This window comes from Actinomycetes bacterium (genome assembly GCA_035506535.1).
GTDB lineage: Bacteria > Actinomycetota > Actinomycetes > DATJPE01 > DATJPE01 > DATJPE01.
This window is the reverse complement of record DATJPE010000074.1, coordinates 12337-26941: the sequence shown is the minus strand read 5'-3', so window position 1 is coordinate 26941 and position 14605 is coordinate 12337. Positions and strand designations below refer to the sequence as shown.

Below are 14605 nucleotides of genomic sequence, written 5' to 3'. Positions count from 1 at the left end.
AGCGACTCGCGGGTCCGCGCGGCGCAGTCTCGCCGGCGCCGGCACCGAGCTAGCGGGTACGGGCGAACGCGGCCACCGCGGCGAGGAAGCGGTCCGAGGCGGCCGGCTCGGCCACCGTGACCCGCACCCCCTCGCCGTCGAAGGGCCGGACGACGACGCCGGCCGCGGCGCAGGCCGCGGCCACCTCCGCCGTGTGCTCTCCGGTCCGCAGCCAGACGAAGTTCGCCTCGGACCTGGCCACCTGCCACCCCTGCGCCCGCAGCGCGCCGAGCACCCGCGCGCGCTCGGCCACGAGGACCTCGACGCGCTCGAGCAGCTCGGCCTCGGCCGCCAGCGAGGCCACGGCGGCATCCTCGGCGAGAGAGGACACCCCGAAGGGCACGGCGGTCTTGCGCAGCGCCTCGGCGACCTCGGAGTGCGCGACCGCGAACCCGACCCGAAGTCCCGCGAGGCCGTACGCCTTGGAGAAGGTCCGCAGCACCGCGACGTTCGGATGCTCGGCCTGGACCCGCAGGCCGTCCGGCGCGTCGGGGTCGCGGACGAACTCGCGATAGGCCTCGTCGAGCACGACGAGCACGTCCCGGGGGACGGCCTCGAGGAACTCGTCGAGCTCCTCACGGCGCACGCTCGTCGACGTCGGGTTGTTCGGCGTGCAGACGATGACGAGGCGGGTCCGCTCCGTCACCGCCGCGGCCATCGCCGGCAGGTCGTGGGTCTCGTCGGGTCGCAGCGGCACCCGCACCTGGGTGGCGCCGACGATCTGCGCGATGATCGGGTACGCCTCGAAGGAGCGCCAGGCGAACACCACCTCCTCGCCCGCGTCCAGCACCGACTGCATGGCCTGCTGGAGGATCCCGACCGACCCGGTCCCGACGGCGAAGCAGTCGGCGGGGCGCTCGAAGCGCGCGGACAGCGCGTGCAGCAGCGCGGACGACGCCGGGTCGGGGTAGCGGTTGACGCCTCCGGCGGCATCCTCGAGCACCTTGCGGACCGAGGCGAGCGGCGGGAACGGGTTCTCGTTGGAGGAGATCTTGTACGAGCCCGGGGGCGCCGGTTGGCCGGCCTTGTAGGCCGGGAGCCCGGCCATCGCCCGCCGCAGACGTACTCCCGAGCCCACGGGCGCAAGCGTAGGTCCATCCGGGTGCCGCCCCATGCCCGGCGGCTCAAGCGCTGGGGCCACCTCGCCGATGCCATCAGCGAGCGGGGGCCCAACCCGGGGCGCCGACGCTTGTTTCCAGGCACGGGGGTTGAGGTAGACATGGACGACCTGCTGTCGGAGTTCGAGCAGCCCAAGGAGCGCTCGCAGGAGTCGAAGGACCGCCGCCGGCGGCTGCTTGCGACCGCGGGGATCGTCGGGCTGTCGATCGTGGCTCTGGGCAGCCTGTCCACCGGTGCGCTGTTCACCGACCAGGCCCAGATCGACAGCGACACCGTGGTGACCGGCAGCGTGGACATCAACACCAACCCGACCACCTCGCTGGACTTCGGCGCGACGAACATGGCGCCCGGCGACTCCGCGTACGCGAAGCTGATCGTGCAGAACGACGGCTCGCTGCAGCTGCGCTACAGCAGCACCGGCAAGGCCACCAACGCCCTCGGCGGCCAGCTGGACGTCTCGGTCTACCTGCTGCCCTCGTCCGCGTCGACCTGCGACGCCGCGAGCGTGGCGACCGCCACCCAGCTGTTCGCGCCAGCGCCGCTGGGCACGTCCTTCGTCTCCATGTTCGGCGACTCAGCCGTCGGCCAGCAGCCCGGCGACCAGGTCCTCGCGGCCGGGGCGAAGGACGGGCTGTGCTACGTGGCCACGCTACCGCTCAGCACCGACAACACCTTCCAGAGCACCAGCACCACGCTGACGCTCCACTTCGACGCCGAACAGACCGCCAACAACCCGTGACCACCAGGACCGTGGCCGCGGACGCCGACTCGCTGGCCGACCCGGTGACCCCGGGCTCGGTCGACGCGGCGACGGCGACCGCGGCCCCGTCGGAGCGGATCTCGCTCCCCGCGGTCGGGCTCCTGGTGAGTCGGGCCGCCGGTCGGGTCTTGGTCGGGGCGCGGCGCCTCCTGGCCCCGCTCGCCGGGGACCGGGCGCGGCGGGTCGCGTTCCGGCTGGTGATCGGCGCGTTCGTCGCGGCCATCCTGGTCAGCTACAGCGTCCCGCTCTGGTACCACCTCAAGGGCGAGCAGCTGCTCGTCGTGACCAGCGGGTCGATGCAACCCACGGTCCGCGAGGGCGACGCCGTGGTCGTGCACCCGATCAGCCCGACCGAGCTGCGTCGGGGCATGGTGGTCACCTTCTGGACCGCGGCTCAGTCCCCGCGCCGCCTGGAGACCCACCGCATCGTCGACCTCAAGACCCTGCCGGTGACCACCAGCGACGGCCACCTCGTGTACGACGCCAACGGTCAGGTCGAGACCCGCCAGGTGATCCAGACCAAGGGCGACGGGAACGCCTTCCCGGACCCCAACATGACCCCGGTCACCAACGTTCGGGGCGTCGTGGTGGCGGTCAAGACCGGCTGGGGACGACAGCTGCTCTGGGCGCACTCCGGAACCGGTCGCCTGCTGCTGTTCGGGCCGCCGCTGCTCATGCTGCTCGGCGCGGAGCTGCTGTCGTGGCGGCGCGTGCCCCGACGTGACCGCGACCCGCAGAAGGGCGCTCGCGATGCGGCCCCGCGGGCTCTCTGAGCAGGCCCCGCGGCTGCTCTTGGCGGCAGGCCTGCTCGGCGCGGCCCTCGCCTGGGCCGGGCCGTCGGCGACGGGAGCGACCCTCACCGACTCCACCGAGATCTCCAGCACCCCGATCCAGACGGGGACGTGGAGCACCAACCCCTACCCGGCCACGGTGGCGACCACCACACCCGCCCCGGTCGACGTGCTGCGCCTGTCGGAGGAGGCCCCGGTCACTTTCGTGACCGACGACGGTTCGCGGGGGGTGTCGGCGGTCGCGTCGGGCAGCCCGCTCGGGTGGGGCGCCACCGGGCTGCTGATCGGCGACACCAACACGGCACTGGCCTTCGACGGCGACCCCTCCGGTCAGCCCTTCGTGCGGGTCGGCGGGCCGGCCGCGCCGGCGCCCGACGCCCTCACGGTGGCCGCGTGGATCTCGGTCAGCGACGCGGGACGGATCCTCGGCTTCGGCGACGCCTCGAGCGGGCCCTCGACCGATGAGGACCGCGTGCTCTACGTCGACGACGCCGGCTACCTGCGGGCCGCGGTCCGCGACACCGGCGGAGCCGTCAGCGCCGTCCGGTCCGACGCGCCCGTCGTCGGCGCGACCCACCACGTCGCGTTCTCCCTCGGCCCGGCCGGACTGCTCCTCTACGTCGACGGCGTACGTCAGTCCGGGTCCGACCCGGCCACGACGAGCGCCGAGGCCTACGACGGGTGGTGGCGCATCGGCTGGGACGCGCTGCCCACGGACGACCCCGGCCTCGGCACGGCCGACGAGCTGGTCAAGGGCACCGTCGACGAGGTCGCCATCTGGGATGCCCAGCTGAGCGACGCCCAGGTCGCCGACCTCGCGGCCGCGAACCACACGTGAGCCGCGCGGTCAGCTGGCGAGGCGCCGAAGGAACAGCGCCTCGGCCAGCGCGGTCCGCTCGATCTCCCCGGGATCGACGCTCTCGTTGGGCGCGTGGATGAGGCTCCTCGGCTCCTCGACCCCGATGAGCAGGATCTCCGCGTCCGGGTAGGTGGAGCGCAGCGTGTTGCACAGCGGGATCGAGCCACCCTGCCCCGCCGTCACCGGCTCGCGGCCGAAGGCCGCATGCATGGCCTCCCGCATGGCGGCGTACGCCGGTCCGTCGGTCACCGCGAGGAAGCCGGTGCCGCTGCCCTCGAGCTCGACCTCGACCCGCACCCCCCACGGGGCGACGGCCAGCAGGTGCTCGGTCAGGGCCGCGCCGGCGCGGGCCGGGTCGGTGCTGGGCGGGATGCGCAGGTTGAGCCGCGCGGCTGCCCTGGGCTGGATGGCGTTCGGCGACCCGACGGCGGGTGGGCAGTCGATGCCGGTGACGGTGAGCGCCGGCCGGGCCCACACCGCGTCCGGGACGCTGCCACCCCCGATGAGGCGGACCCCGTCGAGGACGCCGGCATCCTCGCGGAAGCGCTCGGCGGGGTAGTCGACGCCGTCCCAGGTCGCGTCGGCCAGGTCGTCGAGGCCGCGGATCGTCGTACGTCCCTCGACGTCTCGCATGCTGGCCAGCATGGCGATGAGCGCGGCGAGGGCGTCGGGCGCGGCGCCGCCGTAGGACCCTGAGTGCTGGGGGCCGGTCAAGGACGCCACGCGCACGATCGCGGTGACCATCCCCCTCAGCGAGGTGGTCAGCGTGGGCAGGCCGAGCTCCGCGTTGCCGCCGTCGGCGATGACGATGGCGTCCGCGGAGAGGACCTCCGGGTGGGCCTCGACCCAGCGCTCCAGACCGCCGAGCCCCTGCTCCTCCGAGCCCTCCATGACCACCTTGAGACCCACCGGGTAGGTCCCGTCGGTGCCACGAAGCGCGCGGAGCGCGGTGAGGTGCATGACGAGGTTGCCCTTGCAGTCGGCCGTCCCCCGCCCGTACCAGCGACCCTCGCGTTCGACCAGCTCGAACGGCGGGCTGCGCCAGGCGGCATCGTCCAGCGGCGGCTGGACGTCGTAGTGGCTGTAGAGCAGGACCGTCGGTGCGCCCGCGGGGCCGGCGAGGCTGCCGACCACGGCATCGCTCCCGTCGGGGGTGCGCTCGAGTCGGACATCGGCGACGCCGAGGTCGAGGAAGGCCTCCATCACCCACCGGGCGGCCCGCGCGCAGTGGGCGAGGTCGAACTGGCGGGCGTCGTAGACCGACGGGATCGCCACGAGCGCGGCCAGGTCCTGACGGGCTCGAGGCATCAGGTCCGCCACCGCCCGCTGCAGGTCCTCGACGTCGGTCACGGCACGGCAGGCTACGTCCCCCTCGGACACCCCCGACATCCAGGCCTCCCCGCTGTTCTCCGAAGGGCGAGGATGTCGGGGGAGCGGGAGGTGGGATGGGGCAGGAGGCGCTGGGCGTCGCGGCGGTCACGCTGCGGCTGCGCGCCGCGGGGTGCGTGTTCGCCGAGGAGGAGGCCGAGCTGCTCGTCGCGGCGGGCACGGACCCGGCCCGGCTCGAGACGCTCGTCGAGCGTCGTGAGCTGGGCGCTCCGCTGGAGCACGTCCTGGGGTGGGGCCTGTTCGCGGGGCGCCGAGTCCTCGTCGAACCGGGCGTCTTCGTCCCGCGACGACGCACCGAGCTGCTGGCGCGTACGGCCGCGTCGGCGGCGGCGGCCGTCGTCGGGCACCGGCCGGTGGTGGTCGACCTGTGCTGCGGGTCCGGGGCCATCGGTGCGGTGGTGGCCGACAGCGTGGGAGATCTCGAGCTGCACGCCGTGGACGCCGACCCGCTGGCGGTCGGGTGCGCCCGGCGCAACCTGCCCGACGACGCTGTCGTCGCAGTGGGGGACCTCTACGCGGGGCTGCCGGGAGACCTGGCCGGGCGGGTCGACGTGCTCGCCGCGAACGCGCCGTACGTCCCCACCGGCGAGCTCGACCTCATGCCGGCGGAGGCACGACTGCACGAGCCCGGCCTGGCCCTCGACGGCGGGCCTGACGGCCTGGACGTGCACCGCCGCATCGCCCTCGATGCCCCACGTTGGCTGGCGCCGGCCGGGCGGCTGCTCATCGAGGTCGGCGAGGACCAGCTGACCGCGACCCGGCGGATCCTGGGGGAGGCGGGGCTGCGCGTCCGCGTCCTCCGCAGCGCCGCGCTCGACGCACGCGTCGTCGTCGGCGCACTCACCCGACGCCCCAGACTGCGGGTCGTGGCCACCTGATATGCCGAGGGGCGCAGGCGCACCGCGGCCGAGAGGTTTCCGGCAAGGGGGCGGCTCGGCCGACCACCGGCTCCAGCGCTACATCTGGGCCATGTCGACGAAGCGGCTGTAGTGACCCTGGAAGGCGACGGTGACGGTCGCGGTCGGCCCGTTGCGGTGCTTGGCCACGATGAAGTCCGCCTCACCGGCGCGGGGGCTCTCCCGCTCGTACATGTCCTCGCGGTGGAGCAGCACGACGATGTCCGCGTCCTGTTCTATCGAGCCGGACTCGCGCAGGTCGGCGAGCTGGGGTTTCTTGTCGGTGCGCTGCTCGGGACCCCGGTTGAGCTGGCTCACCGCGATCACCGGGACGTCGAGCTCCTTGGCGAGCAGCTTGAGCGAGCGGGAGAACTCCGAGACCTCCTGCTGGCGCGACTCGACCTTGCGGCCGCTCGTCATCAGCTGCAGGTAGTCGATGACCACCAGGCGCAGGTCGTGACGCTGCTTGAGCCGGCGGCACTTCGCGCGGATCTCCATCATCGACAGGTTGGGGGAGTCGTCGATGAACATCGGAGCCTCCGACACCGACGTCATCGTGCGCGCGAGGGAGTTCCAGTCCTGGTCGGAGAGCGTGCCGGAACGCATCTTGTGCAACGCCACCCTGGCCTCGGCGGACAGCAGGCGCATGGTGATCTCGTGGCGGCTCATCTCGAGGGAGAACACCGCCGAAGTCAGGCCTCCTCGGATCGACGCGGACCGGCAGATGTCCAGCGCCATCGTCGACTTGCCGGCACCGGGACGGGCCGCTACGACGATCATCTGACCGCCATGCAGCCCGTTGGTCAGCGCGTCCAGGTCGGAGAAACCGGTGGGCACACCCACCATCGCCCCGCCGTGCGAGCCGATCGCCTCGATCTCGTCGAGGGTGCCCTGCAGGATCTCGCTCAGCGGCGCGTAGTCCTCCGACGTGCGCCGCTCGGTGACGGCGTACACCTCCGCCTGGGCCCGGTCGACGATGTCGTCGGCCTCGGCGTCGGCGTTGTAGCCCATCTGCACGATCCGGGTGCCCGCCTCGACCAGCCGGCGGAGGATGGCCCGCTCGCGGACGATCTTGGCGTAGAAGCCCGCGTTGGCGGCCGTGGGCACCGAGGCGATGAGGGTGTGCAGGTAGGCCGGCCCGCCGATGCGCTGGAGCTCACCGGAGACGAGCAGCGCATTGGCGACGGTGACCGGATCGGCCGGCTCCCCGCGGCCGTACAGGTCGGTGATCGCCTCGTAGACCGTCTGGTGGGCCGGCTTGTAGAAGTCGGCGCCACGGATGACCTCCACGACGTCGGCGATGGCGTCCTTGGACAGCAGCATCCCGCCGAGGACGCACTGCTCGGCGAGGAGATCCTGCGGCGGCTGCCGCTCGAACCCCGGCTCGTAGCCCCCGCCGGGGTGGATCTCGGTGACCGTCACTGCTGGCCGAGCCTCCCGCAGTCCGGCAGCGAGCGCGATGCGCCGCCGCCTCCCCGAAGCCGCGCCGGGTGGCGCGACCGCACGAACGTCCGTACGACTCCGCAGTGAACACCCGTCCCCCGACAGGCTCGTCCACGGGTGTTCCCTGGAGCCGACGGCGGACGCTACGGGGGCGGCGGGACCAGTCTCAAGCCCCGGCTCGACGGGGCTGTGGACGCCTGTGGACCGGGGGCCCGCGACCTGTGTCCAACCGCCCGTCCGGCTTGGGGACAGCCGTCCCCATGTTGTGGACAACCCTGGGGAACGCCGATGACGGCTGGGTCGATCATGCCTCTGACCTGCGTGGATGCCCTCCACCGCGTGTGGAGGAAAATCTTTCGGCCCGCCGTGTCCCCTCGTGTCCACGGAGTGGAACAGGGCGGCGCGGTCCGCGGGGCGCAGCCGAGGACCCTGTGGAAGCAGCCCGGACCAGTCGGCCGCCGCGGCGATCGCAACAGACGCCGCGCAACGCGCCGGCCCTCGCCGCGCACCCCTCCCGGTGGCGGCGAGGGATGGTGGCGGGCTAGGCCGCGGTGACGTCCACGGCGACGCTGGCCACCACCTCCGGGTGGATGCGAACCGTGACGGAGTGCACACCGAGAGTCTTGATCGGGTCGACGATCTGGATGCTGCGGCGGTCCAGGTCGGGGCCCCCCGCCGACCTCACCGCGGCGGCGACGTCGGCGACGGTGACCGAGCCGAACAGCCGCCCCGAGTCGCCGGCCCGGGCGGCCAGGGTCACCGACAGCGACTCCAGCTGGGACTTGATCTCCTGGGCGTGCCCGAGGTCGCGGACCTCGCGCACCTCGCGGGCCCGCTTGATGGTCGCGATCTGGGTCTCGGCGCCCTTGGTCCAGCGGATCGCCTGGCCGCGGGGGACGAGGTAGTTGCGGCCGTAGCCGTCCTTGACCTCGACGATGTCGCCGGGCGCCCCGAGGCCGCTGACCTCCTGGGTGAGGATGAGCTTCATCGTCAGCCTCCTCAGCGCGCCGTCGAGGTGTAGGGCAGGAGGGCCATCTCGCGGGCGTTCTTGACCGCCTTGGCGATCTCCCGCTGCTGCTGGACGCTCACCCCGGTCACCCGCCGGGCACGGATCTTCCCGCGGTCGGAGATGAACTTGCGCAGCAGCGCGGTGTCCTTGTAGTCGATGTAGTCGATCTTCGCGGTGGTGAGCGGGTTGCTCTTCTTCTTCGGCTTGCGGATGGGCGGCTTGGCCATCGTGGTCTCTCTCGTTCGTCTCATGAGGGGAAGGTCATCGGGGGAGGTCGGGTCAGAACGGCGGCTCGTCGTAGGACCCGCCTGAGCCGCCCCACGAGCCGGAGGTGCTGGCCGCCGGCGAGCCGGCGGACGCCCACGGGTCCTCGGCGGGGGCACTGCCCTCCCCGCCGCCGAAGCCGCCGCTGCCGCGGCTGACCTTCGTGATCTTGGCGGTGGCGTAGCGCAGAGCCGGCCCGACGTCGTCGACGTCGACCTCGTAGACCGTGCGCTTCTCGCCCTCCTTGGTCTCGTACGAGCGCTGCTTGAGCCGCCCGTTCACGATGACCCGGGTCCCGCGCGTGAGGGACTCGGCGACGTTCTCGGCGTACTGCCGCCACACGCTGCAGCGCAGGAAAGTGGTGTCCCCGTCCTTCCACTCGTTGGTCTGCGGGTCGCGCACGCGGGTGCTCGAGGCGACCGTGAACGACGCGACCGCCTGACCGCTCGGGGTGAAGCGCAGCTCGGGGTCGTTGGTGAGATTGCCGATCACGGTGACCGGGATGTCGCCCTGGGCCATGGGGGCTCCTGTGGGTCCGGGGGAAGGCGGGTGGGTGGGCTCAGCGGGCGTCGGGGCGCAGGACCTTGGTCCGCAGCACCGACTCGTTGAGGTTGAGCTGACGGTCCAGCTCCTTGACCACGGCGGGGTCGGCGGTGAGGTCGACCACGGCGTAGATGCCTTCGGACTTCTTCGCGATCTCGTAGGCCAAGCGGCGCCGGCCCCAGATGTCGACGTTCTCGACGGTCCCGCCGCCTTGGCGGACCACGTTGAGGAAGGCGTCGAGCGACGGGGCGACCGTCCGCTCCTCGAGCTCGGGGTCGAGGATGACCATCAGTTCATAGCGACGCATGCGTGAACCCCACCTCCTCTGGACTGAGCGGCCACGGTCGGTCCGTGGCAGGAGGGCTCGCGACGCTGGGTGGTCTCGAGAGGCCGCCACCGTGTCGCGGTACGTCGCTGCCGCCCGCGAACGGGCGGCAACCGCGGACCAGGGTAGCCGAGACGGGCGGGCCCGTTGAAATCGTCCACAGTCAGGCGCACGCTTCGATCATGAACGAGTCCGCCCCAGACGCCGGGGCCAGCTCTGCGCCCGCGGCGCCGTACACGCACACCCCCGCCCTGCTCGGGCACTCCCGGGCCGAGACCCCCGCCCTGCACCATCGGGTGCACCAGGTCCTGACCCTGGTGACCTTCGTCGTCGGCTGCGTCGCCTTCGGGCTCGGCGTGGTCGTCTCGGCGCACGCCGCCGCCACCGTTCTCGGGATCGTCGGCGTCGCCCTCGGGCTGTACTGCCAGCTGACCTCGGAGTCGACCGGCCAGCGGTGGTTCGACGTCATCGGGATGGGCGCCGCCGCCGTCGGGATGGGCCTCGGCTTCGGCCACGGCGGCTTCAGCTGACCCTCCTTCTCCGAATGAACGCGGCATTGCTCCAATAGGTACGACTGAACGCCGCGTTCATTCGGATCAAGGCGGGTCATAGGGTCGGCCTTGTGCGGATCGCGACCTGGAACGTCAACTCGGTGACGGTCCGGATGGGCAAGATGCGCGAGTGGCTGCCGGCGGCGGCGCCCGACGTCGTGTGCCTGCAGGAGCTCAAGGCGACGCCGGAGCAGTTCCCGACGGCCGACTTCACCGCACTCGGGTACGAGTGCGCCGTCAACGCCGACGGCCGCTGGAACGGCGTGGCCATCCTGTCCCGGCTGGGCCTCTCCGAGGTGGTGAGCGGGCTGTCCGGCGAGCCGACGTACGAGGGGGCCACCGAGCGGCGGGCGATCGGCGCGACCTGCGGCGGCGTGCGGGTGTGGAGCGTGTACGTCCCCAACGGCCGCGAGCCGGGGCATCCGCACTACGCCTACAAGCTCGAGTGGCTGGACGCGCTGCGCGCCACGGTGGCGGCCGAGCTGACCGCGACGCGGCCGTACGCCGTCCTCGGCGACTTCAACGTCGCCCCCAACGACTCCGACGTGTGGGACGTCACCGCCTTCGAGGGCCTCACGCATGTCACGCCACAGGAGCGGGCCGCACTCGCCGAGCTGCGCGCCCTCGGCCTCGACGACGTCGTCCCGCGGGCGATGAAGTACGACACCCCGTTCACCTACTGGGACTACCGGGCGGGCAACTTCCACAAGAACCTCGGGATGCGCATCGACCTCGTCTACGCCAACCCCGCCTTCGTCTCCGCGGTCACCGACGCCTATGTCGACCGGGAGGCGCGCAAGGGCAGCCTCAAGGAGGGCAAGGGCCCGAGCGATCACGCCCCCGTCGTCGTCGACCTCGACCTCTGAGCGGCAGCGCGGCACGTCGTCCGACGACACAGGCGTCTGACGCACGCACCGTCTTCCAGCGCCAGAACCGCCGGCCGTCCCGCCCGTAGGGTTGTCCCATGCCGCTGGAGGTACGGCCGCTGGAGGTACGGCCGCTGGACCGCGACGCCCATCTCGGGTTCGTCACCGAGCGCTCGGCCTCGTTCCTGCAGTGCCCCTCCTGGGCGGGGGTGAAAGCCGAGTGGGGCAACCTCAGCCTCGGCTGGTACGACGGCGACCGGCTCGTCGGCGCCGCCCTGGTGCTGCTCCGCCGCACGCCGGGCGTCGAGCGCTACCTGGCCTACCTGCCCGAGGGGCCCGTGCTCGACTGGTCCGCTTACGAGCCGGCCGACGTCCTGGCGCCACTGACCGCGATGCTCAAGCGCCGCAAGGTGTTCGCGGTGAAGATCGGCCCGCAGGTCCCGGTCCGGCGCTGGTCGGCCGCGACGTTGAAGGAGGCGATCGCGGCGGGTGCTGGCGGCCGGCTCGGCGACGTCCCCTCCGACAGCACCGACAAGGACGGCGTCGGGCTCGTCGAGGCCCTGACCCACCTCGGTTGGCGGCAGCTCTCCGGCGCCGGCGCCGGCTTCGGAGACGTCCAGCCCCGGTACGTCTTCCAGCTTCCGCTGGCCGGCCGGAGCGAGGCCGACGTGCTGGCCGGGTTCAACCAGCTGTGGCGGCGCAACATCAAGAAGGCCGAGAAGGCAGGGGTCGTCGTCGAGCGCGCTGGCCCCGACGACCTCGCCGAGTTCCACGCCCTGTACCTCACCACGGCCAAGCGCGACGGCTTCACCCCCCGCGGCCTGGCGTACTTCCAACGCATGTGGCGGGCCATGACCGCCGAGGACCCCGACCGGATCCGGCTCTACCTCGCCCGCCTCGACGGGGAGGCGCTGGCCGCGACGACCGCCGTTCGCGTCGGCGACCACGTCTGGTACTCCTACGGAGCCAGCGCCGACCACCGGCGCGAGGTACGCCCGAGCAACGCCGTGCAGTGGCGGATGATGCGCGACGCGCTTGCCGAGGGTGCTGCCGTGTACGACCTGCGCGGCATCAGCGACACCCTCGACCCCGAGGACCATCTGTTCGGGCTGATCCAGTTCAAGCTGGGCACGGGGGGCGAGGCCGTCGAGTACGTCGGTGAGTGGGACTTCCCGCTCAGCCCGCTCCTCTACAAGGCGTTCACCGCCTATCTCGCGCGGAGGTGACCGGATGGCCTTCACGCTGCACGTCGACGCCGAGCGCTGGCGCGCGCACCTGACCGAGGTCCTGGAGCAGACGCCCGGACTGGTGCCGGTGGCCAAGGGCAACGGGTACGGCTTCGGTGTCAGCCTCCTCGGCGCTGAGACCGCCCGCCTGGGACTGCCCGCGCTCGCGGTGGGCACCCGCTTCGAGGTCTCGGCCGCGCGCGAGGCCTACGACGGGGACGTCCTCGTCCTCACCCCGTGGGACCACCGGGTGGACCCGCCCCCGGAGGCCGACGACCCGACGATCCGCACCGTCTCCTCCATCGAGGCGCTGACCGCGCTCGCCGCGCTCGGCATGCCGACCCGGGTGGTGGTGGAGGTGGAGACGTCCATGCACCGGCACGGCGTACCGCACGACCACCTGCTCGAGGTCGGACCGCTGCTGACCGGGCTTCGCGTCGAGGGCTTCGCGATCCATCTGCCGCTCGCCGAGCCGCGGCTGGGCCGCCTGGCGGAGACGGAGTCGCTGATCGCCCGGCTCTGGGGCGCCGCGCTGCACGTGGATCGGCTGTGGGTCTCCCACCTCTCACCGCACGAGCTGGAGCGGGTGCGAGCGGAGCACCCAGCCATCGAGGTACGTCCGCGGGTGGGCACCTCGCTCTGGCTCGGCGAGCGGGAGGCGCTGCGGGCCACCGGGACGGTGCTCGACGTCCACGACCTCAAGCGCGGTGCGCGCTACGGCTACCGGCAGCGCAAGATGCCGGGGGCCCACCGCCTGCTCGTGGTCAGCGGCGGGACGGCCCACGGGGTCGGACTCGAGGCGCCCAAAGCGGTGCACGGCGTCATCGGCCGCGGCAAGGCGGCGGCCAAGGGCGGGCTCGAGGCGACCGGCCGCACCCTCTCGCCGTTCCATGCGGGCGGGAAGCAGCGTTGGTTCGCCGAGCCCCCGCACATGCAGGTCTCGTTGTTGCTGGTGCCCGACGACCTCGAGGTCGCCATCGGCGACGAGCTGGACTGCGACGTGCGCTACACGACGACGACCTTCGACGAGGTGACGCTCGAGGCCGCCCCGCGCACCGCCGAGGAGACGTCCACCGCCTCCTGACCCGGGCGATCCAAGGCGTGGGCGCCCCCGTCGGGCGCGCCGTCGAGGACCCCACCGGCCGGGTCGTCCGACCCGTCCAGGCGCACCGGGTCGCACTCGGGCCGGTAGATGTCGCGGACGATCAACGCGCACACCCACAGCTCGCCGCCCATGCGAAGCAGCGTCGCCAGGGTGTGCGGCCAGTTCGGGATCGCCAGGTCCGGACGTTGGATCCCCTCGAGATGCCACCAGATGGCCACGAAGTAGGCCGCCTCGAGGCTGGTCCAGATCACGAAGTCCCGCCAGCGCGGCCGCGCCAGCGGGAAGAGGAAGACCAGCCAGAGGACGTACTGCGGTGAGTAGACCTTGTTGACCAGCAGGAACGCCGCGACCGTCAGGAACGCCAGCTGGGGCAGCCGGGGGCGGCGCGGCGCGCTGAACGCGACGTAGGCGATGCCGGCGAACAGCGCGACCAGGCACAGGGCGACCACGGCGTTGAGGGTCCCGGCCGGCAGCGGACGGTGCATGTCGTCGAGCGCGAGCCAGAGCGAGCCCCACGACTCGGGGCGGTGCGCGTTGAACGTGTAGAAGTACGCCCACCCGTGGAAGGCCTTGAGCATGACCGGCAGGTTGACCGCGAGCCAGGTCAGCACGCCCGCGCCCAGAACCTGCCCGAACTCGCGCATCCTGCGGGCCCGGATGCACAGCAGCAGGAGGGGGAACAGGAGGAACGCCGGGTACAGCTTGGCCGCGGTACCGAGCCCGATGAGCGCCCCCGCGGCGATCGGGCTTCGCCTCGACCAGGCCCAGAGGGCGCCGGCGCCCAGGGCGACGGCGAGCAGGTCCCAGTTGATGTAGGCGGTGAGGACGATCCCCGGCGCGATGAGCAGCGCGTCGTACGGCCGCCTGCGATGCGTCGCCGCGACGAACCACGCGCCCACGATCGCGCATGCGGCGAGCATGAAGGCGTTGATGTCGAAGAAGCGCTGGAGCCGTTGGTAGGCAACCGTGCTTTCGTTGCCCGGCACGATCATCCGGTCCGCGACCGCGGCCACCTGCATGAACAGCCCGGTGAGCACGGGGTACTCGAGCCGCTCTGACGGAACGGGGTTCACGTACGGCGTCGCGCCCCGGTCGAAGCCCCGGCCGGCGTAGAGGGGCGCGATGTCGGTGTAGCAGAGCTTCGGGTACATGTCCTTGGTGAAGGCGTTCGCACGGCAGGGCGCCTTCTGCACGAAGGCCAGGCAGCAGGCGATCGTCACGACGGCGAGCACCACGCGCAGCGGCGTCCACCAGCGCCGTCGCCAGCCGGCGTGGTCTCCGATCGGCCCGCCGATCAGCCCGGCCGCGGCGCCCACGACGGAGTCGTCCCGGCTCGGGATGACGTACGGGTACTCCTCGTCGACCGAGGTCGGTGCCGGCGGCGGGGCTCCGGCGGCGTCGGTGGGCACCGAGGTCACCC

General features: G+C 72.4%; 16 protein-coding genes. 8 read left to right on the top strand and 8 right to left on the bottom strand.

The annotated features are described in order from the left end of the window. Window positions 1-49 precede the first annotated feature (49 nt). Window positions 50-1087: a histidinol-phosphate transaminase gene (locus VMI11_11830; GenBank protein ID HTY73098.1), complete on the bottom strand. Its 1038-nt coding sequence runs from the start codon at window positions 1085-1087 to the stop codon at window positions 50-52. 171 nt (window positions 1088-1258) lie between these two features. Between VMI11_11830 and VMI11_11825 the strand changes: the two genes are divergently transcribed. The 3 genes from VMI11_11825 to VMI11_11815 are packed head-to-tail and all read left to right on the top strand — an operon-like array spanning window position 1259 to window position 3547. Continuing rightward, window positions 1259-1897 carry a TasA family protein gene (locus VMI11_11825; protein HTY73097.1) on the top strand — a complete coding sequence of 213 codons (639 nt, stop codon included), beginning with the start codon at window positions 1259-1261 and terminating at the stop codon, window positions 1895-1897. Beyond that, window positions 1894-2691, top strand: coding sequence for a signal peptidase I (locus VMI11_11820; GenBank protein ID HTY73096.1), 798 nt, complete (start codon window positions 1894-1896; stop codon window positions 2689-2691). The genes VMI11_11825 and VMI11_11820 overlap by 4 nt, the downstream gene beginning before the upstream one ends. Next, window positions 2639-3547, top strand: a complete 909-nt coding sequence (locus tag VMI11_11815) for a LamG domain-containing protein (protein ID HTY73095.1) — start codon at window positions 2639-2641, stop codon at window positions 3545-3547. Before VMI11_11820 ends, VMI11_11815 begins: the two co-directional genes overlap by 53 nt. 9 nt (window positions 3548-3556) lie before the next feature. Here the strand turns inward: VMI11_11815 and VMI11_11810 are convergent, their stop codons facing one another. Then, window positions 3557-4918 carry a dipeptidase gene (locus VMI11_11810; GenBank protein HTY73094.1) on the bottom strand — a complete coding sequence of 454 codons (1362 nt, stop codon included), beginning with the start codon at window positions 4916-4918 and terminating at the stop codon, window positions 3557-3559. Between the two features lie 95 nt (window positions 4919-5013). Between VMI11_11810 and VMI11_11805 the strand changes: the two genes are divergently transcribed. Then, entirely contained in the window at window positions 5014-5835 is an 822-nt protein-coding gene (locus VMI11_11805) for a putative protein N(5)-glutamine methyltransferase (protein ID HTY73093.1), read from the top strand. Between the two features lie 78 nt (window positions 5836-5913). Here VMI11_11805 and dnaB read toward each other — a convergent pair whose 3' ends face one another. From dnaB to rpsF, 5 genes are all read right to left on the bottom strand, one after another. Then, entirely contained in the window at window positions 5914-7275 is a 1362-nt protein-coding gene (gene dnaB / locus VMI11_11800; protein HTY73092.1) for a replicative DNA helicase, read from the bottom strand. Window positions 7276-7837: 562 nt separating this feature from the next. Next, entirely contained in the window at window positions 7838-8284 is a 447-nt protein-coding gene (rplI, locus tag VMI11_11795) for a 50S ribosomal protein L9 (GenBank protein HTY73091.1), read from the bottom strand. An 11-nt stretch (window positions 8285-8295) separates the two neighbouring features. Beyond that, window positions 8296-8532: a 30S ribosomal protein S18 gene (gene rpsR / locus VMI11_11790; protein HTY73090.1), complete on the bottom strand. Its 237-nt coding sequence runs from the start codon at window positions 8530-8532 to the stop codon at window positions 8296-8298. A gap of 52 nt (window positions 8533-8584) precedes the next feature. Beyond that, window positions 8585-9088, bottom strand: a complete 504-nt coding sequence (locus VMI11_11785; protein ID HTY73089.1) for a single-stranded DNA-binding protein — start codon at window positions 9086-9088, stop codon at window positions 8585-8587. Between the two features lie 40 nt (window positions 9089-9128). After that, a complete protein-coding gene (gene rpsF / locus VMI11_11780) occupies window positions 9129-9419 on the bottom strand; it encodes a 30S ribosomal protein S6 (GenBank protein HTY73088.1) in 291 nt (96 codons plus the stop codon). A gap of 200 nt (window positions 9420-9619) precedes the next feature. On the opposite strand from rpsF, the gene VMI11_11775 reads away from it, so the two are divergent. The 4 genes from VMI11_11775 to VMI11_11760 all read left to right on the top strand — a co-directional run bounded on the left by VMI11_11775 (window position 9620) and on the right by VMI11_11760 (window position 13164). Beyond that, window positions 9620-9967 carry a hypothetical protein gene (locus VMI11_11775; protein ID HTY73087.1) on the top strand — a complete coding sequence of 116 codons (348 nt, stop codon included), beginning with the start codon at window positions 9620-9622 and terminating at the stop codon, window positions 9965-9967. Between the two features lie 92 nt (window positions 9968-10059). After that, entirely contained in the window at window positions 10060-10854 is a 795-nt protein-coding gene (locus VMI11_11770; GenBank protein HTY73086.1) for an exodeoxyribonuclease III, read from the top strand. 98 nt (window positions 10855-10952) lie between these two features. Next, window positions 10953-12080, top strand: a complete 1128-nt coding sequence (locus tag VMI11_11765) for a peptidoglycan bridge formation glycyltransferase FemA/FemB family protein (GenBank protein ID HTY73085.1) — start codon at window positions 10953-10955, stop codon at window positions 12078-12080. A gap of 4 nt (window positions 12081-12084) precedes the next feature. Continuing rightward, window positions 12085-13164: an alanine racemase gene (locus VMI11_11760; GenBank protein ID HTY73084.1), complete on the top strand. Its 1080-nt coding sequence runs from the start codon at window positions 12085-12087 to the stop codon at window positions 13162-13164. Here the strand turns inward: VMI11_11760 and VMI11_11755 are convergent. Continuing rightward, window positions 13086-14603 (bottom strand): glycosyltransferase 87 family protein, encoded by a 1518-nt coding sequence (locus tag VMI11_11755; protein ID HTY73083.1) that lies wholly within the window; start codon window positions 14601-14603, stop codon window positions 13086-13088. The two genes, VMI11_11760 and VMI11_11755, sit on opposite strands and share 79 nt — an antisense overlap. Window positions 14604-14605: the final 2 nt, after the last annotated feature.

Coding starts and splice junctions, on each gene's coding strand:
- rpsR (HTY73090.1), bottom strand. CDS start 8,532: ATGGCCAAGCCGCCCATCCGCAAGCCGAAGAAGAAGAGCAACCCGCTC.
- VMI11_11825 (HTY73097.1), top strand. CDS start 1,259: ATGGACGACCTGCTGTCGGAGTTCGAGCAGCCCAAGGAGCGCTCGCAG.
- rplI (HTY73091.1), bottom strand. CDS start 8,284: ATGAAGCTCATCCTCACCCAGGAGGTCAGCGGCCTCGGGGCGCCCGGC.
- VMI11_11775 (HTY73087.1), top strand. CDS start 9,620: ATGAACGAGTCCGCCCCAGACGCCGGGGCCAGCTCTGCGCCCGCGGCG.
- VMI11_11760 (HTY73084.1), top strand. CDS start 12,085: ATGGCCTTCACGCTGCACGTCGACGCCGAGCGCTGGCGCGCGCACCTG.
- rpsF (HTY73088.1), bottom strand. CDS start 9,419: ATGCGTCGCTATGAACTGATGGTCATCCTCGACCCCGAGCTCGAGGAG.
- VMI11_11805 (HTY73093.1), top strand. CDS start 5,014: ATGGGGCAGGAGGCGCTGGGCGTCGCGGCGGTCACGCTGCGGCTGCGC.
- VMI11_11765 (HTY73085.1), top strand. CDS start 10,953: ATGCCGCTGGAGGTACGGCCGCTGGAGGTACGGCCGCTGGACCGCGAC.
- VMI11_11830 (HTY73098.1), bottom strand. CDS start 1,087: ATGGCCGGGCTCCCGGCCTACAAGGCCGGCCAACCGGCGCCCCCGGGC.
- VMI11_11785 (HTY73089.1), bottom strand. CDS start 9,088: ATGGCCCAGGGCGACATCCCGGTCACCGTGATCGGCAATCTCACCAAC.